This window comes from Ruegeria sp. D6 (genome assembly GCF_056534365.1).
In genome coordinates this window covers 648,149-667,787 of record NZ_JBQFPH010000002.1, presented here as the reverse complement: position 1 = coordinate 667,787, position 19,639 = coordinate 648,149, and the positions used below count along the sequence as shown (strand labels likewise).

General features: G+C 59.0%; 15 protein-coding genes, 1 tRNA gene and 1 pseudogene. 2 read left to right on the top strand and 15 right to left on the bottom strand.

Features of this window, described 5'->3' with window-relative positions; translation table 11 throughout:
- Positions 1 to 56: 56 nt before the first annotated feature.
- On the bottom strand, positions 57 to 1,082 hold the full coding sequence (locus ACR0A1_RS10835; RefSeq protein ID WP_170565216.1) for a LacI family DNA-binding transcriptional regulator: 1,026 nt from the start codon (positions 1,080 to 1,082) through the stop codon (positions 57 to 59).
- Between the two features lie 121 nt (positions 1,083 to 1,203).
- Between ACR0A1_RS10835 and ACR0A1_RS10830 the strand changes: the two are divergent.
- A pseudogene (locus ACR0A1_RS10830) lies at positions 1,204 to 2,004 on the top strand (FGGY family carbohydrate kinase).
- Positions 2,005 to 2,031: 27 nt separating this feature from the next.
- Entirely contained in the window at positions 2,032 to 2,637 is a 606-nt protein-coding gene (locus ACR0A1_RS10825) for an FGGY-family carbohydrate kinase (RefSeq protein WP_480867432.1), read from the top strand.
- 827 nt (positions 2,638 to 3,464) lie between these two features.
- Here the strand turns inward: ACR0A1_RS10825 and ACR0A1_RS10820 are convergent.
- The 14 genes from ACR0A1_RS10820 to ACR0A1_RS10755 form a co-directional block, all read right to left on the bottom strand.
- Positions 3,465 to 3,539: transfer RNA gene (locus tag ACR0A1_RS10820), tRNA-Phe, on the bottom strand.
- A gap of 79 nt (positions 3,540 to 3,618) precedes the next feature.
- Positions 3,619 to 3,801, bottom strand: a complete 183-nt coding sequence (locus tag ACR0A1_RS10815; protein ID WP_170402469.1) for a DNA gyrase inhibitor YacG — start codon at positions 3,799 to 3,801, stop codon at positions 3,619 to 3,621.
- Positions 3,798 to 4,820, bottom strand: a complete 1,023-nt coding sequence (locus tag ACR0A1_RS10810) for a ribonuclease E/G (RefSeq protein ID WP_480867430.1) — start codon at positions 4,818 to 4,820, stop codon at positions 3,798 to 3,800. Before ACR0A1_RS10810 ends, ACR0A1_RS10815 begins: the two co-directional genes overlap by 4 nt.
- Positions 4,817 to 5,395: a Maf family protein gene (locus ACR0A1_RS10805; protein ID WP_480867428.1), complete on the bottom strand. Its 579-nt coding sequence runs from the start codon at positions 5,393 to 5,395 to the stop codon at positions 4,817 to 4,819. Before ACR0A1_RS10805 ends, ACR0A1_RS10810 begins: the two co-directional genes overlap by 4 nt.
- Positions 5,396 to 5,405: 10 nt before the next feature.
- A complete protein-coding gene (gene infA / locus ACR0A1_RS10800) occupies positions 5,406 to 5,624 on the bottom strand; it encodes a translation initiation factor IF-1 (protein WP_005978431.1) in 219 nt (72 codons plus the stop codon).
- Positions 5,625 to 5,714: 90 nt separating this feature from the next.
- Positions 5,715 to 6,590 (bottom strand): carbon-nitrogen hydrolase family protein, encoded by an 876-nt coding sequence (locus tag ACR0A1_RS10795; protein WP_480867427.1) that lies wholly within the window; start codon positions 6,588 to 6,590, stop codon positions 5,715 to 5,717.
- A 703-nt stretch (positions 6,591 to 7,293) separates the two neighbouring features.
- Positions 7,294 to 7,848: a DUF333 domain-containing protein gene (locus ACR0A1_RS10790; RefSeq protein ID WP_480867426.1), complete on the bottom strand. Its 555-nt coding sequence runs from the start codon at positions 7,846 to 7,848 to the stop codon at positions 7,294 to 7,296.
- Positions 7,849 to 7,934: 86 nt separating this feature from the next.
- The gene (locus ACR0A1_RS10785) at positions 7,935 to 8,279 is read right to left on the bottom strand and encodes a DUF427 domain-containing protein (RefSeq protein ID WP_170392698.1); all 345 of its coding nucleotides are present in this window, start codon (positions 8,277 to 8,279) and stop codon (positions 7,935 to 7,937) included.
- 63 nt (positions 8,280 to 8,342) lie between these two features.
- A complete protein-coding gene (locus ACR0A1_RS10780; protein ID WP_480867423.1) occupies positions 8,343 to 10,133 on the bottom strand; it encodes an aminopeptidase P family protein in 1,791 nt (596 codons plus the stop codon).
- Between the two features lie 77 nt (positions 10,134 to 10,210).
- Positions 10,211 to 11,377: an alpha/beta hydrolase gene (locus ACR0A1_RS10775; protein ID WP_480867421.1), complete on the bottom strand. Its 1,167-nt coding sequence runs from the start codon at positions 11,375 to 11,377 to the stop codon at positions 10,211 to 10,213.
- 265 nt (positions 11,378 to 11,642) lie between these two features.
- A complete protein-coding gene (cobT, locus tag ACR0A1_RS10770; RefSeq protein WP_170513326.1) occupies positions 11,643 to 13,520 on the bottom strand; it encodes a cobaltochelatase subunit CobT in 1,878 nt (625 codons plus the stop codon).
- Between the two features lie 121 nt (positions 13,521 to 13,641).
- A complete protein-coding gene (cobS, locus tag ACR0A1_RS10765; protein WP_010437533.1) occupies positions 13,642 to 14,628 on the bottom strand; it encodes a cobaltochelatase subunit CobS in 987 nt (328 codons plus the stop codon).
- A 145-nt stretch (positions 14,629 to 14,773) separates the two neighbouring features.
- Positions 14,774 to 18,121, bottom strand: coding sequence for an error-prone DNA polymerase (locus tag ACR0A1_RS10760; protein ID WP_480867419.1), 3,348 nt, complete (start codon positions 18,119 to 18,121; stop codon positions 14,774 to 14,776).
- Positions 18,118 to 19,593 (bottom strand): Y-family DNA polymerase, encoded by a 1,476-nt coding sequence (locus tag ACR0A1_RS10755; RefSeq protein ID WP_480867417.1) that lies wholly within the window; start codon positions 19,591 to 19,593, stop codon positions 18,118 to 18,120. Before ACR0A1_RS10755 ends, ACR0A1_RS10760 begins: the two co-directional genes overlap by 4 nt.
- Between the last annotated feature and the right edge of the window lie 46 nt (positions 19,594 to 19,639).

Sequence of the window (19,639 nt, the reverse complement as noted above, 5' to 3'; positions counted from 1 at the left end):
AGAGCGTAAATTGTCGCGCCGTCAATAAAAACTTTACGCGCGTTAAAATTATCGAGTTATGCCGAATTCCTTAATACGAGCCGCGCAGGGAAAAGGGTTTCTGTTCGTGTCTCAAATTCTCCCCCATTTTCAATGAGTTCGAACAGCGTTTCGACACTTCTTCCGGCCACGTTGTCGTAGTCATGCGCAGCTGTGGTCAGAGAAGGGCAGGTGAATTTTGCGAACGGATGATCGTCATTTGAGGCCACGCGCAGCGTGCAATCGTTCTTGCGTCCGACCCGAATCCCCTGTTCGTAACAGGCCGCAAGAAAGCCAATTGCGAGTCGGTCATTGCTGCATAGAACTGAATTCGTCCTCAATTGACGCTCGTCCAGAACTTTCAACGCGCCCCGGTGACCGATTTCTTCAAATGCCCAGCCTATGCCGTCGACTTTGATGATATGAGGCTCGAACCCGAGACGCTCCATCACCTCAACATAGGCTTTTCGACGTTTGTTGGCGTTCGGATTCGCAGGCGTACGCATTTCAAAGAAAGATGGCGGTTCGCCCGTGCGGGTCATGTATTCGACCGTTTGTGACACAAAACTGAAATTGTCCGATCCAACAAAGGCAGCCCCCAAACCATCCAGGTTACTGTCAAATAAGACCGTTGGCACGTTGGCACAGAATTTCTCGATCGCGGATCGGTCCGAGATACGCCCCAAAGGGGCTAGCAAAACCCCGGCGGGTTTCAGGGATTGCAGGCCGTCCAGAATTTCGTTCTCGAGCTTTTGCTCGCCATGTGAGCTGAAGAGAGACGGTCGATAGCCCGCCGCGATGCAGGATTGTTCCAGATACCGTGCGATTTCTGCAAAGAAAGGGTCAGACAAATAGGGTACGACGATGCCGATATTCTTGGTCAGCTTTCGGTTCTGGTTCACCGCATAAATGTTAGGGCGGTAATCAAACCGTTCGAGCGCTTCTTCGATGCGCGCCCTTGTCGTCGGGCGAACACTTTCGGGATCATGGAAATATTTGGATACTGTGGGCCGCGAAATGCCGCTGAGGGCCGCGAACTCTTCCATATTCTTAATCTTGGTCATGCTAGTCTGCCTGCGGATCATAGCCGCCTTGATTTTATCGTATCTTTACATATTCTTTGCGCGCGCTAAAAAATCAATAGCCAGACGGTCTCCGAGTAGTTGAACGGGGCGAGGGGTTTGAGTGTATCTCGGGATCGATATCAGAACTTCGGCTGTCAAGCTTGCCTACGCGGATAGGGACCGGATTCTCGCGACATCTTCGGTGGGGATACAGACATCTTCACCCCAGCCCGGCTGGTCTGAGCAGCACCCGGACCTTTGGTGGAAGGCGACAGTAGACGCTTTGAACCAACTTGTAGGCCGAATTGGATTGTCCGAAATCAAGGCCGTCGGATTGTCCGGTCAAATGCATGGTGCCGTTTTGCTGGACCGCGATCTGCGTCCGATCCGCCCGGCGATCCTTTGGAATGACAGCTGATCAGCACGCGAGTGTGATGAACTGCGTGCGGCCGAACCACAGATTGGACAGATTGCGGGTGTCCTGCCCTTGCCAGGCTTTACCGCACCTAAGATTGCATGGCTTAGACAACATGAGCCCGAACATTACGGTCGACTTGCCCATATCCTGCTGCCCAAAGACTACATCGGCTTATGCCTGCATGGAGAATTGGCAACCGATACGTCCGATGCGGCCGGAACAATGTGGCTTGATCAGGCGTCGCGCAAATGGAATGCCGCTGTCGCCGAAGCCACATTTGTAAAGCCCGACTGGTTACCGCCAGTATTCGACGGTCAAACGGTTGTTGGGAAAGTGACCGCGCGAGCTGCGGCAGAGACAAGGCTGAAACCCGGTATTCCCGTCGTGACCGGAGGAGGGGACGCGGCAACAGGGGCGGTGTCATTGGGTGCTACCGAGCCAGGGCGTGGGTTCATCTCACTCGGGACATCCGGTCAGCTATTTGTGGCTAATCGAAGTTATTAGCCTAACCCTGAAAGCTATGTTCATGCTTTGGCACACACGCTGCCCGATCGTTGGTATCAAATGGCTGCGATGCTGAACGGGGCAAGGCCCATTTCATGGATTGGGGATCAGTTGGGGCTGACTTCTACCGAAGTTGTCGCGCTTGCTGAAACGGTCAACGGTGATCGCGTTCCGATTTTTCTGCCCTATCTGACGGGTGAACGCAGCCCGCACGGAGACCCACGTATTCGGGCCAGTTTCTTTGGACTGGAGGACTCAACAACGCGTGCTGACATCTGCCGCTCTGTAGTTGAGGCAATTGCGTTTTGCTTTGCCGATGCAGCGCTCAGTTTTGGTGACACAATTGACGACCTGCCCGAATTGGCCGCCAGAGGCGGCAGCCGATCAGAATTGTTGCTTGGTTTGATCGCAACGGTGATTGGAAAACCCATTGTACGATCTGATGGGGCGGATTCCGGTCCGGCATATGGCGCAGCCCGGCTCGCGGCGTGTGGTCTCGGCGCGTTGACGAAAGCCGATTTGGCATATCACCCGCCCACAACCGAAGGGTTTGAACCCGCTGAAATGGCTGCACTTTCCGAGCGGTTGATGAAATTCCGCCGACTTTATTCTGCGGTTAAAGGTGTAAATTGATCGCACTAATAATCATCAGTATTTAGATCGTCCCCCGCGCTAGATGGACCTGCGTTGGTGAAGCAATAGGCATGACATGGATCGACGTATGGGTGATAACTACGTCTGGGAGGTGCAGATCATGCCGTCAATTTTCGGTAGGATTAGGTGCTGCGGATCTGAGTTTTGGGCTGAGCTATGGCTATCTTGACCACAATGAAATGCGTGATGTTAGCGACCCAGAGCCCCTCAGGAACAAATCTGCACCATTACAGCAAGAGCGAAAGGGGTTGCGAAGCAAAAACTCGTTATCGGCATAGCCATAGATTAAACCATGTTTCTTGGCGGTTGTTGATAGATACTCGTGGCCCTCAATCTTGTGCTAAGGCGGTAGCACATACTCCCTAGCTGCGCGAACCGCTTGCCGTGATTGGTAGTCTTTTCGGGCGCACGGAAGAACTCTTTCCAACACTTTTGACTGCGAAGCATTTTTTCGATAGGCAGTTTCAATTACTCGACCGAAACGTGTTTCGCACCACAATCAGCGAATCCGCGAATTAGTCTTGCCGCGTCTTCTTCGTTGTCCGGTACAAGCGGCTGCAGCCTCGCCGAGACGGGAATCCCCAGCCTCACGAGTTCAGCCATCGCATTGAGTCGCTCGGAGACCGCCGGAAAGCAACACTTCTCTGCAGCTAGTGGTGATCGAGGTCTTTCGGGACCCGTCGTGTGAAGTAGAAAACCTCTGCATTCACAAATGAGAAGGGAACGGTTTTGTTCTCCAGCATGTACTACGCCCTCGGTCAGCTCCAGTTAAAGCTGAAGGGAAACAGTAGCTTACCTGTTGGGAATGGTGCCCGGGGGCGGAATCGAACCACCGACACGAGGATTTTCAATCCACTGCTCTACCCCTGAGCTACCCGGGCACGGGAATGGCGTTTGCCATTGGGTGGAGGCCTTCTATGACTTGCCACAGGCGGTGTCCAGAGGCTTTTTAACATTTTTTCAATGCGGGAGGGACGTGGGGCTTTCGGTTGGTTCCGAGGTCGTCTCGGCGTCTTCTTCACGTTGCGATGGCACCGCATAAGAACCGTTTAGCCATTTTGCCAGATCGATATCCGCGCAGCGTTTGGAGCAGAATGGTCGAAAGGCCTGCTGGGTATCTTCTCCGCAGATCGGGCAGCTCATTTCAGGATCTCCGTCAATGGGATACGACCACGTTTGCGCTGTAGTTCGAAATGGCCAAGCGGGGTCCAACCGGCCAGGATCGTCTCGTCAGGATCGGACTTGAATGCCGACCGCAAGGCCGATTCGAAACCCCTCCGGTCTTTCTTGGGCATCGGTGCAAGGTCCAGAGTGATCTGCCCCCCCAACCCGCGCACGCGCAGGGCGCGCGGCAGGGCTTTGGCGCAGGCGAAGTTAGCTTTGGTTCCCGCCGCGAGAGATGTGTCGGCGCCGGTGTTCACATCCACCGCAACCAGCGCGCGGGTCGGTTGGATATAGAGGTGTCCTCCACCGGGAAGCGTTTCGGAAATCCCCTTTGCTGCATCGAGCGCATCAACGACACCGTGGTCCTCAAATCCGCCGGATGCGGTCACGACCTCGGCCGGGTCCGTCCAATCACGCCAGGCCAGGATATGCGGACCATCGCCCTCGCTCAGCAATTCTGGTTCACTGCCCGTATCAGCCAATACCTGCTCGGCAAGTACCAGCATGGCTGAGATATCTTCAGCGATTTCATCTGCATCCGCCGCCTGACAGCACGAGCGCAGGATCAGGCCGTGCGTGCTGTTTCCCATTTGCTCATGCGCGATTTCGAGAAGTTGGTCGCGCATATCTTCATCACGGATTCGGCGCGAGATGTTCAGGCCGGGCGCGTCAGGTGTCACGATCGCAAAGCGGCTTTTGAACAAAATACGGTTCGAGACGGGTATGGCTTTGCCGGGCTCGGCGTATCCAGTCACCTGCACCAGTAGCAAAGCACCGGGCGCCAACCCTTTGACTTGCCTCAGAAAAGCCGGGCCGTCGGGTGTGGTGAGAAACATGCCGCCCTGACCTTTGACCGGGCGATCGGCGCGGGCGCGGTAGATCGTACCTGGCGCAGGGGCATCTGTGGCGATCAGGAAATCGTCGAGAATACCATCCACCATCAGAGCTGCAGCTTCGCGTCCCTGAATATGATCCAGAATGATGGTACGACCCTTCATGAAACCTCGCGATATAAGGGATAGCCGATGCCTTGCAGCAGTGCAGCAGTTTCGGACAGGGGCAGGCCGACGATACCGGTGAACGAGCCTGAAATCCACGGGATGAACGCGCCGGCAGGACCTTGTATTGCATAGGCTCCGGCCTTGCCCTGCCAGTCATCCGTCGCAAGATAGGCATTGATTTCGCTGTCGGACAGACGTTTCACTTTTACCTGAGAAACCACATCACGCTGGAGGATTTTATCCCCGCGCCGCACAGCGACCGAAGTGATCACCCGATGGCGTCGGCCGGACAGGGCGTGCAGAAACTCAGCAGCTTGTCCCGCGTCTTCGGGTTTGCCAAGAATGCGGCGACCCAGTGCGACCGTTGTGTCGGCACATAAGGTGATATCATCGCTATCAGCTTGAACAGCCTGAACTTTTTGCCGCGTGATGCGGCTGCAATAGGGGGCTGGCAGTTCGCCTTTCAGCGGCGTTTCATCGATATCCGGCGGACGGATCGCATCGGGCCGAACGCCAAGCTGCGCCAGCAGGTCCAGCCGCCGCGGGCTGCCCGATCCGAGGATAAACGCCATGTACGAAGCGTTACTTGAAGCGATAGTTGATCCGACCCTTGGTCAGATCATATGGGGTCATTTCGACCTGAACTTTGTCGCCGGCCAGAACACGGATGCGGTTCTTGCGCATCTTGCCTGCTGTATGTGCGATGATCTCATGGCCGTTTTCCAGCTCGACCCGAAACGTCGCATTAGGCAGGAGTTCCTTCACGACACCGGGAAATTCGAGCGTATCTTCCTTGGCCATGTTGTCTCCATCATTAGGTTGCACCTGCAGAATCTGCAGATCGTGCGCTTAAATGAGCCTATTTCGGCCTTATTTCAAGGGCGAAGTCACCTAAAGGGGTGATATTGTGACTGAATCGACCCGAGCGTCTTGCTCGGTCCAGTGCGTGCGGTTCAATACCCACCCGTCTGCGCGGACGTTTGCAATTGTGGACAGGTCGGCCTCGGCATAGGTCCAGCCGGCGGTATTCAGCGTGCCCTCGGCAAGCACTCCCGTCGGTGGGAACCCGATATCGGGCGGGCCAAACACGCCACCCATGCCGGTATTCATGTCGACTGCTTCGGACCATTCATTGCCGCCAACTAACGATGACATTACCGTAACGCATTGATTTTCAAGGGCACGAGACATGGCGCCGATCCGCACACGCCAATACCCGGACAGGGCTTCGGTGCAGGATGGTACGAGGATCAAGTCGGCCTCGCTCAGGGCCCGACCCAAGAGAGGGAACTCACTGTCATAGCAGATCAGAACGCCGATTTTACCCAATGCGGTATCAAACAGTTTCAACGAACCGCCCGGGGCGATGTCCCAGGCCTCGCGTTCAAACCGTGTCATGATCTGCTTGTCCTGATGATCGAGACGACCGTCAGGAGCGTAGAACACTGCGCGGTTCACCGGGCGCCCTGGTCCGTCGATGACTGGGGCGGAAGCCCCCAGAATGTATGTGTCGTACATCTTTGCAAGGCGCGAATGCACAACTTGTACATCTTCCATCCGGTCGGAAACCGCCCGGATTGAGCGTTCGAGATCACCGGCCACCTTAGGGCCGTCGAGCGTCGACAACTCCATTGCGCCATATTCGGGAAAGACCAGAAGGTCGGCACCTTGTCCTGCGGCCTCGGAAACCCATGCCTCAAGCTTGTCTTCATATTGAGCCCAACTATCGAGCCAATCGAGGTCGTAGGCGGCGGTGGCGATTTTCATTCCCGAGTCCTATGTCTGGTCGCTGCGCGACACTAGAACAGCAGATCGTCCAGGGCTACTGCAATCGCGGCGCGGGTGGTTCTGAAACCTATGTTGCGACTTACTGTTTCGAGGCGGGTGTGTGTTTATTGGCAGGCTTTCTCGGCCGCCGGTGCAGAGATTGCATCGAATGGCTGATCAGAGGTCGTTTTGACCTATCGAAGAACCTGAACGAAACAGGCAAGGAACTCCACCTCGGGCATCAACTTTGCAACTTCTTCAAGCGCGCGAAGGGGTAGTTTTACATCAAGAACATTGGCCCCGGGGATATCGACTCACAGAAACAAGGCGTTGTCATTTGTAACGGCATCGAGCACCAAGGATGCGGTCTGAAGGGCAAATCCGGAGATCAGGTATGTCGTCGATCCGGTCGGTCAGGCTGGTTTGTGCAATCCCGAAAAAGCGGTGAAATGCCCTGTCCAGACTTTCGTGAATCTCGAACCCTTCATCGAAAGCGAGGAAGGCAAATCCTAGTGAAATCTACAGCCAGATGATGTGCTTCCGTCCAGGAAAACCTGAAAATTAGCCAAGGCGACTTAATGGACGCGATCAGGCTGTCGCAAAACGGTCACCAACACGCGCTCTGATCGTCGATAAACTGCGGCTCAATCGGGGCTTCAGGTTCATTTTGGGTGTGGATGTCGGGCTTGATTACCGGATCGGATCACTCGGGATTTTCCGCACGGAACAGGGCCCATGCGTCCTGCGAGGTGCCGTCCGGCTTGGTGCATATACCCACCTGACCCGAACCAGTGTCTTTGATCTTGTAGCTGCCGCCGATCTCAAGGCAGTAGGCTGCTGCTGGGTTCACCACCTGATGCGTTTTTCCATGTGCCTTGCGGTACAGTTCCCATGCATCGGCGGACGTACCGTCGCTCAGTGCGCAGCGAGACGTGGTCAGGTCATATTCGCCTCCAATTGAGCCACAGTACACGGCGGCGGGATTTGCAAGGCCGACCGGCTTGCTGCCATCCGTGCCCGCATGGTGTTCGCGAAAATAGGTCCAGGCATCGATCCGGGTGCCGTCGGGCAATTGGCAGATACCGCTCTGACCGTCCGGGCCGTCATGTATACCGTAGAGCCCGCCTTGCGCGATGCAATATGTTGCCGCGGGATTGGCCAGACCGGTGTTGGCAGAGCTTGCGGCGGGCAGGGCCATTGAAAAGGCCATCGTCAGGGCCGCAATCGGGCCTGCGGAATTCAATAGACGCTTTGTCATGGTCACCTCGCAACATTGTGGACAGGGCAGGTTCTGAGGATTTTCGCCGTTTTGCAGATCGATCCGGTCCTGCACGGATACTTGGATCAGAGTTGTTCCACCTTGATCGAGTCTGCGGGATAAAAGGCCAAGTGATCCTTGATTTCGGCCACCGCGTCGATCGGGTTTTCATAACTCCAAGCGGCGTTTTCGGTGACTGAGGATTTGTTTACGATCGAGAAATGCGTGGCGTCTCCCTTGCCTGCGCATTGGGTGACTTTGTTGGTCCGATCCAGAAAGGCCATCGCAATGTCCGCACGCGGGAAGTAGATAACCGGGTCTTTGTCGCCTTCCAGAAGTTCCAGCGCGTTGTTGGTTTCACCCAAAATCGCGCCGCCTGAGCGGACGCTCCATTTGCCCGGTGCTTTGCGGATCGTGATGGTGTCTGTCATTCCTGTTCCTTCCCTCGTCGTGTCAGGGCTTCTCCTCTGCCCAAACTATGTAACAATCCGGTGTCAGACCGGTGCGGTTGCGGCATCCAACCACAGTTGAGCGGCGTCGCCCAGCCTTGGCCGGACTTTTTCCGCCACGTCGCGGTGATAGGCGTTCAGCCAAGCACGTTCCTCTCGTGTCAGCATATCGACTACAATCAAACGCCTGTCGATTGGGACATAAGTCAGCGTACGCCAGTTCAGCATGGCGCGTTCGTCGTCACCGTTGGGCAGGTTTGGGGCCTCTTCCACTACGACAAGGTTCTCAAGCCGGATGCCAAAAGCACCCTCGCGGTAATATCCCGGCTCGTTCGACAGGATCATACCCGGCTCAAGCGGGACATGGCTGACCCGAGACAGGCGCTGAGGGCCCTCATGCACGCTGAGATAGGTACCGACCCCATGACCGACCCCATGGTTGAAATCCTGCCCAGACAGCCACAGCGGCAGCCGCGCTACGCATTCGATATCGCGTCCTGCCAAGCCAACAGGCCAGCGTAGCATCGACATGGCGATCATGCCTTTGAGGACGCGTGTAAAGCAGGCCTTTTCCTCATTCCCAACATCGCCGATTGCAATTGTGCGGGTGATATCGGTGGTGCCGTCCAGATATTGCCCACCGCTGTCCAGCACCAGCAGGTGACCGTTTTCCAGCCTGCTGTCGGTTTCCTCGGTCACGCGATAATGCATGATGGCCCCGTTCGGCCCGGTGCCCGCGATGGTGTCGAATGAGATATCCTGCAGCGCGTTGTCCCGGCGGCGGCTTTCTTCCAGCCGCGTTACTACCTGTGTCTCGGTCAGGGTGCCGGGCTTCCGCGCGTCCAGCCAACACAGCAGTTCGATCACCGCTGCGGCATCTCGCAGATGTGCCTCGGCCGTGCCTGCGATTTCGGCCGGGTTCTTGCGGGCTTTGGGCAGGGCGCAGGGATCGCCGCCATCGACCATACGGTCCCCCAACGCATCCGCTACGATCTGCGGAACCGTTCCCGGATCGACCTGTACCTTGCCTTCAAGTGCCTCAACCGCTGTCAGGAACGCGTCGGGTTGGTGTTGGGTGACCTGCGGGCCCAGATGATCCCCGATCCCGGTCAGTTTGGTAGCGGCCAAGAACAGATCCACCCGCCCATCACCGTGCAGGATGGCAAAGCCATGGGCCACAGGGTTGTATGCGATGTCCGCGCCGCGAATGTTCAACAGCCACATGATCGAATCCGGCAAGGTGATCACCGCTGCCGCACGATCTGCGCTCTGCAGGTCACTCGCGAGGCGCTTGATTTTGCTCTCGGCGCTTTCACCTGCAAATTCAATCGGATGTGCCCTGACAGGATTCATCGGAGGGTCGGGTTGATCCGCCCAAATTCGGTCTACAAGGTTATCACAGCGCACCAGTTCGACGCCGCTGCCTTCAAGCTCTTTCTGTGCAGACGAAATCTGTCCTGCAGCGTGGAGCCACGGATCAAACCCGACTTTGCCGCCATTTGGCAATTGCTCTTTCAACCAGGCGCTCAGGCTGACATCTGGCCATGGGACCGGCGTGTAATCCTGTGCGACCTGGGCCTTTACCTGAGTGCGATAGCGCCCGTCGATGAAAACCCCGGCAATGTCCGTGAGCGCCGCGCAAAACCCCGCAGAACCGGTGAATCCGGTAAGCCAGGCCAGCCTTTCATCCCGAGGGGCCACATATTCACCCTGATGCGCATCCGCACGCGGGATCAGGAAGCCCTGCAGGCCTTCGCGCGCCAGCTCGTCCCGCAAAGCGGCCAGTCGTGGTGGGCCTTGCTCGGGGCGTGCGGTCACTTCGAAACTCTGGAACATGGGCGGCCTCATTCGTCAGTCTTGCTGCGCGCAAACCTGCGGCCTGCGGTAGGAAATGTCCAGCGCCCCGGCGCACACTATTCTTCTGTCTCAAGAAAGCGTTGAATGGCCTGGATATACGGGTTGTAGGCCTCATTTCCAGGCAATGGTATCTGGTTGCCGGTCTCAAGGATCACAAGCGAGGCATTGGGGATTCCAGCCGCCAGTTTGCGCGCCTCGGACAGGGGGTGAACGGCTGTGTGCCGCCCGTGCAGAACCAGCGTGGGGCATTGCACCATCGGAAGAAGTTGCAGCACCGAGGTGCTATTGGCGATGTCACGGTAGTGAAGTCTTTCCTCGCTTGAATAAAGTGTCTGCAATTCATTCACCATGTGCCGAACGCTATCCAGCGGACCTTCGGGAAAATAGCTGAATTCAGCGCCCATAGCATAGCCGCTGCCCGGCTTGTTCCAGCCTTCCGCGATCAGTGACCGGATCGAGTCGGGTTGTTTGGTATCTTCCCGGTAATCTCGCCCTTCTGCCCATCCGCCGGAGATAATCAGCTTGTCAATCCGCTCGGGGTGCCTTGCGGCGAAGTGTAGGGCAGGGAAGGTGCCGCCCATTTCACCGAGAATGGAAAAGCGGTCAAACCCCGCTGCATTCACGACGGTCAGGATTTCTTCTATTCTGCGGTCATACACCGCCTGATGATCGATGTTTGAGCTGACGTCATTGTCCTTGTTGTAGCGTAACAGGCGGAAACGGTTTGCCATGTCCTGTAACCGGGTACGCTCGGACGGGATGCGCCATTCCGCCTCCAGATCGTGCACGACCGAACCGATGCGCAGCACCGGCAACCCATCACCGGAAAGCGTGTATGGAACAGCGCGGCCCTTCGCACCGCGCGCGTAATGCAGCCGTTGCGTATGGTTTTCTACGCCTGAACTGGTGTCGGCGTCGCAGGTCACATCCGCCGCCATTTGCAACCCGCGCCGTACGACTGTCCGAATGATCCGTTGCGCTTTGCCATCGTCGCCGACTGCTTTACGCGCCGCTGCAATTCGTGCGCTGATGGTGGAATCCGAGACAAAGCGGCCACTCCATACCCGCGCGATGATCTCGTCCCGGGGCACCAGCTTACCTGGGTGCTGGGCCAAGAGGACCAACAGATCGAATACCTGAGGTTCGATTGCGACGGGCTCACCCCGGCGGGTCAGGACGTGTCGATCCACATCCAGAATACAGTCTGCAAACTCATAGCGCATGGGGCAAATACACTCCGTTTCTCGCGGAACGACAAGGTTCAACAACAATCTCAAGGGTTTCTAGGGCGTATCTCAGGACCAGCTACAAGCAGGCCGGGCAGGGTTGGGACACTATCCAAGCAGATAAACAGGAGAACGAATGATGTTCCTGCCCTTCGATATAGCGCTTATGCGCTATCCGTTGCGCCACCATAAGCAAAGTCGCCTTCAGCGGTGCAAAAACTGGCTTGGATGGCACTAAGTCTGCACTGTCGAAGCAGGGCCGTCAACTGGCCCGCTTCATCCCCATCACGCGCGCGCGGGCGCGCGGGTCGCTGTCGAACAGTGCGGCCAACTGCTCGGTCATAGCACCTGCAAGCTGCTCGACATCGGTGATCGTGACGGCGCGGTCATAATAGCGCGTCACGTCGTGGCCGATGCCGATGGCCAGTAGTTCTACCATCTTGCGTTTTTCGACCATGGCGATCACGTCGCGCAGGTGCTTTTCCAGATAGTTTGCCGGGTTCACGCTAAGCGTGGAATCATCCACCGGCGCGCCGTCCGAGATCACCATCAGGATCTTGCGGGCCTCACGCCGCGCGAGCATCCGGCGATGCGCCCATTCCAACGCCTCACCGTCGATGTTTTCCTTCAGCAGGCCCTCTTTCATCATCAGACCCAGATTGGGTCGCGCGCGACGCCATGGGGCATCGGCGCCTTTGTAGATGATGTGGCGCAGATCGTTCAGTCGCCCCGGTTGTTGCGGGCGGCCATCGTTCAGCCACGCCTCGCGCGCCTGACCGCCTTTCCAGGCCCGGGTGGTAAAGCCCAGAATCTCGACCTTGACGTTGCAACGTTCCAGCGTCCGCGCCAGGACATCTGCACAGATCGCGGCAATCGAGATCGGACGGCCCCGCATCGAGCCGGAATTGTCCAGAAGCAGCGTCACCACTGTATCGCGGAATTCGGTATCTTTTTCGACCTTGAAGCTTAGCGGCGTGGTCGGGTTGGCCACGACGCGCGCCAAACGTCCGGCATCCAGAATGCCTTCCTCGCGGTCGAACTCCCAAGACCGGTTCTGCTGTGCCTGCAAGCGACGCTGCAGCTTGTTGGCGAGACGGCTGACCGCACCTTTCAGCGGCTCCAACTGCTGATCCAGATACGCACGTAGGCGCTCCAGCTCTGCCGGTTCCGCCAAATCTTCAGCTGCGATCTCTTCGTCGTGGGTGTTCAGATAGACCTTGTAATCCGGGTCCGCCTCGGACGCAGGTGGCGGGGCAGGCGGTTCTAGCGGAGCCTCGCCCTCGGGCATTTCAGCCTCATCGCCCATCTCATCCTCGGCCATCTCGTCCATCGAGACCTGAGCCTGAGACTGGTCCTGCTGTTCTTCCTGAGTTTGTTCAGGCGTCGCGTCGGCGTCTTGTTCGTCCTGATCATCCTGCCCGGTGCTGTCGGGATCGGGCTGTTCTTCAGCGTCATCCTCGGCCTGATCTTCCTGCTCGTCGTCCAGTTCATCCGGGTCATCACCCAGCTGATCGCCGTAACCCAGATCTTTGATCATCTGTCGGGCGAATTTGGCAAATTCGGCCTGGTCTGAGAGGATTTCGTCAAGATTTTCCAGCGTCCCGCCGGCCTGTTCCTCGATAAATCCGCGCCACAGGTTCATGACATTCTCGGCGGCAGGCGGCATGTCGCGGCCCGTGGCCAGATGCCGGATCAGATAGCCCGCCGCCACAGCCAATGGCGCATCCGCAGGCTGTTTGCACTGATCATAGCCGCGCCGGATCGCCTCATGCCCGATCTTGACGTCGATATTCGACGCGGTGCCGGGCATGTCCCGCGCACCCATCGCCTCGCACCGGGCGGTCTCCATCGCCTCATAAAGATCCCGTGCCATATCACCCGGAGGGGCATATCGCGCATGGGTCGCGTCATCATGATATTTGCGTTGTAAAGCTAATGCGTCTGCCGTCCCGCGCGCCAACAGAACCTCTTCGCGCGTCATCCGGCGTGAGACCTGCGGCAAACGCATCGACTCGCCCGACAGGCCCGATGGATCAACAGTGTAGCTCACCGACAATTCGGGGTCGTCGGCCATAACTTTAGTAGCCTCGGCCAGAGCCTTCTTGAACGGATCAGCAGGATTGTCGTTCTTCTGCACCATGTTCAATCGCCCTTTGTGTTGCAGTGACCCGCCGCATCAATGCGAAATCGGATCCCCCTTCATTTGGCCAAAAATACCTCCGCCGGAGGCATTGCGCCCCGCAGGGCGCAATTCATATTGCTTAGCCCAAGCTCGCGCTCGCCGCGCTTTCCGGCAGTTCCTCATCAAAACAGCGCTGATAGAACTCAGCAACCGTCTGGCGCTCTAGCTCGTCACATTTGTTCAGGAACGACAGGCGGAAGGCATAGCCGATGTTGCGGAAGATTTCTGCGTTTTGGGCCCAGTTGATCACGGTCCGGGGGCTCATCACGGTGGACAGATCGCCGTTCATGAAGGCGGTCCGGGTTAGGTCGGCGACGGTGACCATCTGGCTGACGGTCTTGCGGCCCTCGGCGGTGTTGTAATGCGGCGCTTTCGACAGAACGATCATAGTCTCGGCATCGTGGCTGAGATAGTTCAGCGTCGAAACCAGCGACCAGCGGTCCATCTGCGCCTGGTTGATCTGCTGTGTACCGTGATAGAGGCCGGTGGTGTCGCCCAGACCCACAGTGTTGGCGGTCGCAAACAGGCGGAAGTTCGGGTTCGGTGTGATGATCTCGTTCTGGTCCAGCAAGGTCAGCTTGCCGTCATGCTCCAGCACGCGTTGGATCACGAACATCACATCCGCACGGCCCGCGTCGTATTCGTCGAAGACGATGGCAACGGGGTTGCGCAGCGCCCAGGGCAGGATGCCTTCGTGGAATTCAGTGACCTGCTTGCCGTCGCGCAGTTTGATCGCGTCCTTACCAATCAGGTCGATCCGGCTGATATGGCTGTCGAGGTTCACGCGCACGGCAGGCCAGTTCAGACGGGCGGCAACCTGTTCGATATGGGTCGATTTCCCGGTGCCGTGATAGCCCTGAATCATCACCCGGCGGTTATGGGTAAAGCCCGCAAGAATCGCCAACGTGGTTTCGGGATCGAACTTGTAGGTCGGGTCGATCACCGGCACGCGGTCGCTGCGTTCGGCAAAGCCTTTGACTGCCATATCGCTGTCAATGCCAAACACCTCGCGAACCGAAATGTCCTCGGTGGGTTTTGCGTTGATGTCGATCGATCCGTCAGCCATGCGCCTTGTCCTTATCCTTTGGCCCGTTCACCGGGTTTGAACCCGTGTGTGGTGCAACATATTGCGGGCAAGGGCAAGGGAAAGAGGTGACCGGATCACGTTAGCCAGATGTTTCTTTGAAACTGGCCTTATGCTGGCGCGGGTTCTAGTGAAAATCCCGGCTTGGGAACAGACGCTTGGCCTGTTCGCGCGGATGGCGGGCGCTTGGGCCGTTCTGCCGGGGGCGCGGGGTGTCATCCGCTTGCGGTTGGGTGATGCCGATGGCCTCATCCAGCGGATGCCCAAGCTCGGACAGTTTATGCGACATATCGGTGATCTCCTGCGCGATCAGATGCACGACGATCCCCTCGCGCTGCAGATACCCGCGAACCTGCAGCAACCGCCCGCCCATCACGATGCGGCGAAACCGTTCATAGACCTTGGGCCAGACAACCACATTGCTGACCCCGGTTTCATCCTCAAGCGTCAGAAAGATCACGCCCGAGGCAGTTCCCGGCCGCTGGCGCGTAATCACCAACCCGCAGACGCTGTAGCGGCCCAGCGGGATGTCCTGCAGCGTGGCATGCGGCACAAGGCCGGGCAGGGACGGGCGCAACAGCTCCATCGGGTGCGAGCGCAGGGTCAGGCGGGTCGAGACGTAGTCTTCGACAACCTCCTCGCCCAGATGCATCACCGGCAGGTTGACCTGCGGCTCACTGATGCTCTCGCCATCGATGGGGTCATTGAACAGCGGCAGGGCGGTCCGGCTGCGAATGGCTTTGACATGCCACAGGGCGTCGCGCCGGGTCAGGTCCATGCCGGAGAATGCATCCGCCTCGGCCAGACGGGTCAGAACATCCGGGCGCAGCCCGGCCCGCAGCCACAGCGTTTCGGGGTCCGGATAGCCATTGCCGCGCGCAGCCACGATCCAATCCGCGTCCTCCTGCTTGAACCCTTTGATCTGGCGAAAGCCCAGCCGCAGGGCCAGCGCCCCGTCAGCACGACGTTCCAGCAGATTGTCCCAGGTCGAGGCGTTTACGCAGACTGGGCGGATCTCGACCCCATGCTCGCGCGCGTCGCGCACGATCTGGGCGGGGGCATAAAACCCCATGGGCTGCGAGTTCAGTAGCGCGCAGGCAAAGATCGCCGGGTGGTGGCATTTCATCCAGGCCGAGACATAGGCCAGCATCGCAAAAGCCGCCGCATGGCTTTCGGGAAAGCCGTAATCGGCAAAGCCTTCGATCTGGCCAAAGCAGCGGTCGGCGACCTCGGGCGTATAGCCGTTGTTCAGCATCCCCGCGATGAACTTGTCGCGATAGGTGCCAATCGTCCCCATGCGCCGGAATGAGGCCAGCGAGCGGCGCAGGTGATCAGCCTCTTCCGCCGAAAACCCTGCACCAACCACGGCGATTTGCAGGGCCTGTTCCTGAAACAGCGGCACGCCCAGCGTGCGCCGCGTCACCTCTTCCAAGGCAGGGCCGAAGGGTTCGGATTTTTCCAGCCCGTTGCGCCGCCGGATATAGGGCTGCACCATATCGCCCTGAATGGGTCCGGGGCGGACGATGGCGACCTCAATCACCAGATCGTAGAATTCGCGCGGCCTCATCCGGGGCAGGAAATTCATCTGTGCCCGGCTTTCGACCTGAAACACACCCACCGCATCAGCGGCGCACAGCATGTCATAGGTCGCCGTATCCTCTTGCGGGACGGTGGCGATGCTGAGGGTCACGCCGTCATGCTGCTGCATCAGGTCAAACGCCTTGCGGATACAGCTGAGCATCCCCAGCCCCAGTATATCCACCTTCAGAATGCCAAGCGCGTCGATATCGTCCTTATCCCACTCGATCACGGTGCGGTCTTCCATCGCGGCGTTTTCGATCGGGCAGAGCTCATCCAGCCGCTGCTTGGTGATGACAAACCCGCCCACATGCTGCGACAGGTGGCGGGGGAAGCCGATGATCTCGCCAATCAGGCGAACCGTCTGCATCAGGCGTCGGTCTTTGAGGTCGAGGCCCAGTTCCTGCAACCTCTCGGCATCAACGCCGCCATTGCTCATCCCCCAGATCTGGCCGGACAGACCTGCGGTGACGTCCTGAGACAGGCCCATCACCTTGCCCACCTCGCGGATTGCCGCGCGGGATCGGAAATGGATGACCGTGGCACAGAGGCCCGCGCGGTGGCGGCCATATTTCTCATAAATCCACTGGATCACCTCTTCGCGCCGCTCGTGTTCGAAATCCACATCGATATCCGGCGGCTCGCCCCGGTATTTCGAGACAAAACGCTCGAACACCATGGCGATCATGTCGGGGCTGACATCGGTGATGCCCAGCAGATAGCACAGGATCGAATTGGCGGCTGATCCACGCCCCTGGCACAGAATGCCTTGCGAGCGGGCGAATTGCACAATGTCATGCACGGTCAGGAAATAGGCTGGGAAATCCAGATCGGCGACCAGGGCCAGTTCCTTTTTCATCAGACTGATGGCCTTCTCGGTCGGGCCATCGGGATAGCGCCGTTTCAACCCCTCGCGCGCCAGACGTTCCAGTCGCGCCAGCGGGGTCTCAGAACTGGCGATCTCGTCTGGGTATTCGTAAGACAGCTCGCTCAGGTCAAAGCTGCAGCGGTCGGCGATTTCCAGCGTGCGGCGCAGCGCGCCGGGGTGATCCTGAAACAGCCGGGCCATATCCGCGTAGCCTTTCAGCCGCCGCTCGGCATTGGGCAGGGCGCGGGTGCCGATCTGGTCAATCGTGATGTGTTCGCGCATGCAGGTCAGCACATCGGCCAGTTGGCGGCGGTTGCCACGGTGCATCAGCACATCGCCTACCGCCACCATGGGGGCCGAGGCCCGCAGCGCCGCCTGCGCACAGGCCGTCAGATAGGCCCGGTCACTGCCGTCATAACGCGGCACCGCCCCCAGAAAGACCGCATTGGGAAACTGCCGCCGGACGGTCTGAATGTCGGGGATGGCCTGTTTCAACCCTGCCTGAGGCAGCGCGATCAGGATCATCCCCTGACAGGACGCCAGCATGTCCTGCAGATCCAGATGACAGTCGCCTTTCTCGGCCCGTCGTTTGCCCCGCGTCAGCAGCCGGGTCAGTCGCTGATAGGCGGCGCGGTCGCGGGGCAGGGCCAGCCAGTGCACCGCGCTGTCGCGCAGAACCAGACGGCAGCCGACGATCAACTTGGGCAGGGCGGGTACGTCCGGTTTGTCGATCGGCTGCACATGCCCGACCTCTTGCCGGGATGAGGAATCGAGCCGGTGTTGCGAGCGGATTTGAACTGCGCCTTCCGCCTCGCGCCGCAGTTCTTTCAATGCGCTCCAGCCCCGGACCACCCCGGCCAGTGAGTTCCGGTCGGTGATCGCGATGGCCTTCAGGCCCAGCTCTGCCGCGCGGGTTACCAGCTCTTCTGGGTGCGAGGCTCCGGTCAGGAAGGTGAAATTGGTGGTCACGCACAACTCGGCATAGCCGGGGTCCTGCGCGTGTGAGCTGGGCGGGTTCGGTTTGCTCATGCGAATTCCCCATGCACGAACCATCCCGGATTCTGCGGCGTGTAATACAGCCACAATCGCCGCCCCTGCCGGGTTTCAACCTGCCAGTAATCGCGCAAGCCTGTGCGCCAGTTCTCATCCTCCAGCCACCATTCGGGGCAGATGCGTTCGGGACCGGTTGAGCGGCCTGTGGTCAGCGACATCCGCCGCCAGCGAAAGCGGCGCGGCGGGTGCGGGCCCGATCCGGCGATGGGTTCCGGCGGAAACAGCTGCAGGGGGCGCGGGCGCAGGGCGCACCAACCCCCTGCAGGGTCGGAATAGGCGGCGGGCGAGATGATGAAGCTGCGCTCGGGGATATGGCTTTGCGCGGGCAGTAGGCGGTGGACCTGTTCCAACCCGATCCGGGTGCCGATGCGGGTGATCAGGTCATCCAGTTGATCCTTGCCCCGGCTTGCGGCGCGGCTGATCTGGCGCACGGGCAGGGGTTCCACCAGCGTGGCCTCCAGCCGCAGCTGATCGACGCCAAAGCCTGCATCCACCTCGGCCAGTCCACGCTCGAACAGGGGCAGGATGCGATATGGATCACGCAAGGGGCGGGCCAGCCGCAGTTCGACCTGCTGATGATCCTGATCCACCCGGCGCAAGGTGATGCACAGCTTGCGCGCGCCCATTTCCTGCGCTTTCAGCTTGTCGCAGAGCCGTTCCAGCAGCCGTTCCGCCCCGGCCATCATGTCGGACAACAGCCCAATGGGCTCGGGCAGGGTCATGCGCACGCCGTAATGGGGCGGATCGGCCAACGGGGTAATCTGTTCGGGCTGATCCCCCAACGCCTGATCCAGCCGCATCAGTACCTCGGGGCCAAAGCGGCGTGTCAGCGGCGCGCGCGGGGTTTGCGCCAGTTCGCCAATCCGGCGCAGGCCCAACCGTTGCAGCGCGACCGAGGTATCCTCATCCAGCCGCAGCGCTGCCACCGGCAGGGCGCGGATGGCCTTCAGCGTATCTTGGGTTGCGACCCCCTCGCCATAATGTGCCAAGGCCCAGGCCGCGCCGCGTGTCGGGGCCAGACCGATCTGCACCGTCAGCCCGGCCCGGGCCAGACGCCTGCGCATGTCGGTCAGCATCATCTCTTCCCCGCCCGCCAGATGAGCCGATCCGGTGATGTCCAGAACCAGCCCGTCCTCACCTTCCAGCCCGACCCAGGGGCAATAGCGCGTGGCCCAGCGGCGCAGGGCGTGCAGAAACCGCTGATCCCCTTGCGGGTCGGCAGGATGGCTTTGCAGATCGGGGCAAAAGGCGCGGGCATCGGAATAGGGCATGCCGCTGTGCAGGCCCTGCCGCTGGGCCTGTACATTCAGGCAATACACCCGGTTTGCATTGTTCTGTTTCAGCGTCAGAACAAACGGCCCATCGACCGGGCGCACACGCAAAGCCCGGTCACTTGCCAGCCGGGGAAACCAGAGTGAAACGATGCGGCGCTGCATCCCGCCGAACATATAAAACCCCCAAATGTTCTACATTTGTTCTTATATGTTCTTGACC

Bases quoted from the DNA above. Each gene is read 5' to 3' on its own strand.
- ACR0A1_RS10835 (WP_170565216.1), bottom strand. From the start codon at position 1,082: ATGACCAAGATTAAGAATATGGAAGAGTTCGCGGCCCTCAGCGGCATT.
- ACR0A1_RS10815 (WP_170402469.1), bottom strand. From the start codon at position 3,801: ATGAGCTGCCCGATCTGCGGAGAAGATACCCAGCAGGCCTTTCGACCA.
- ACR0A1_RS10810 (WP_480867430.1), bottom strand. From the start codon at position 4,820: ATGAAGGGTCGTACCATCATTCTGGATCATATTCAGGGACGCGAAGCT.
- ACR0A1_RS10805 (WP_480867428.1), bottom strand. From the start codon at position 5,395: ATGGCGTTTATCCTCGGATCGGGCAGCCCGCGGCGGCTGGACCTGCTG.
- infA (WP_005978431.1), bottom strand. From the start codon at position 5,624: ATGGCCAAGGAAGATACGCTCGAATTTCCCGGTGTCGTGAAGGAACTC.
- ACR0A1_RS10795 (WP_480867427.1), bottom strand. From the start codon at position 6,590: ATGAAAATCGCCACCGCCGCCTACGACCTCGATTGGCTCGATAGTTGG.
- ACR0A1_RS10790 (WP_480867426.1), bottom strand. From the start codon at position 7,848: ATGACAAAGCGTCTATTGAATTCCGCAGGCCCGATTGCGGCCCTGACG.
- ACR0A1_RS10785 (WP_170392698.1), bottom strand. From the start codon at position 8,279: ATGACAGACACCATCACGATCCGCAAAGCACCGGGCAAATGGAGCGTC.
- ACR0A1_RS10780 (WP_480867423.1), bottom strand. From the start codon at position 10,133: ATGTTCCAGAGTTTCGAAGTGACCGCACGCCCCGAGCAAGGCCCACCA.
- ACR0A1_RS10775 (WP_480867421.1), bottom strand. From the start codon at position 11,377: ATGCGCTATGAGTTTGCAGACTGTATTCTGGATGTGGATCGACACGTC.
- cobT (WP_170513326.1), bottom strand. From the start codon at position 13,520: ATGGTGCAGAAGAACGACAATCCTGCTGATCCGTTCAAGAAGGCTCTG.
- cobS (WP_010437533.1), bottom strand. From the start codon at position 14,628: ATGGCTGACGGATCGATCGACATCAACGCAAAACCCACCGAGGACATT.
- ACR0A1_RS10760 (WP_480867419.1), bottom strand. From the start codon at position 18,121: ATGAGCAAACCGAACCCGCCCAGCTCACACGCGCAGGACCCCGGCTAT.
- ACR0A1_RS10755 (WP_480867417.1), bottom strand. From the start codon at position 19,593: ATGTTCGGCGGGATGCAGCGCCGCATCGTTTCACTCTGGTTTCCCCGG.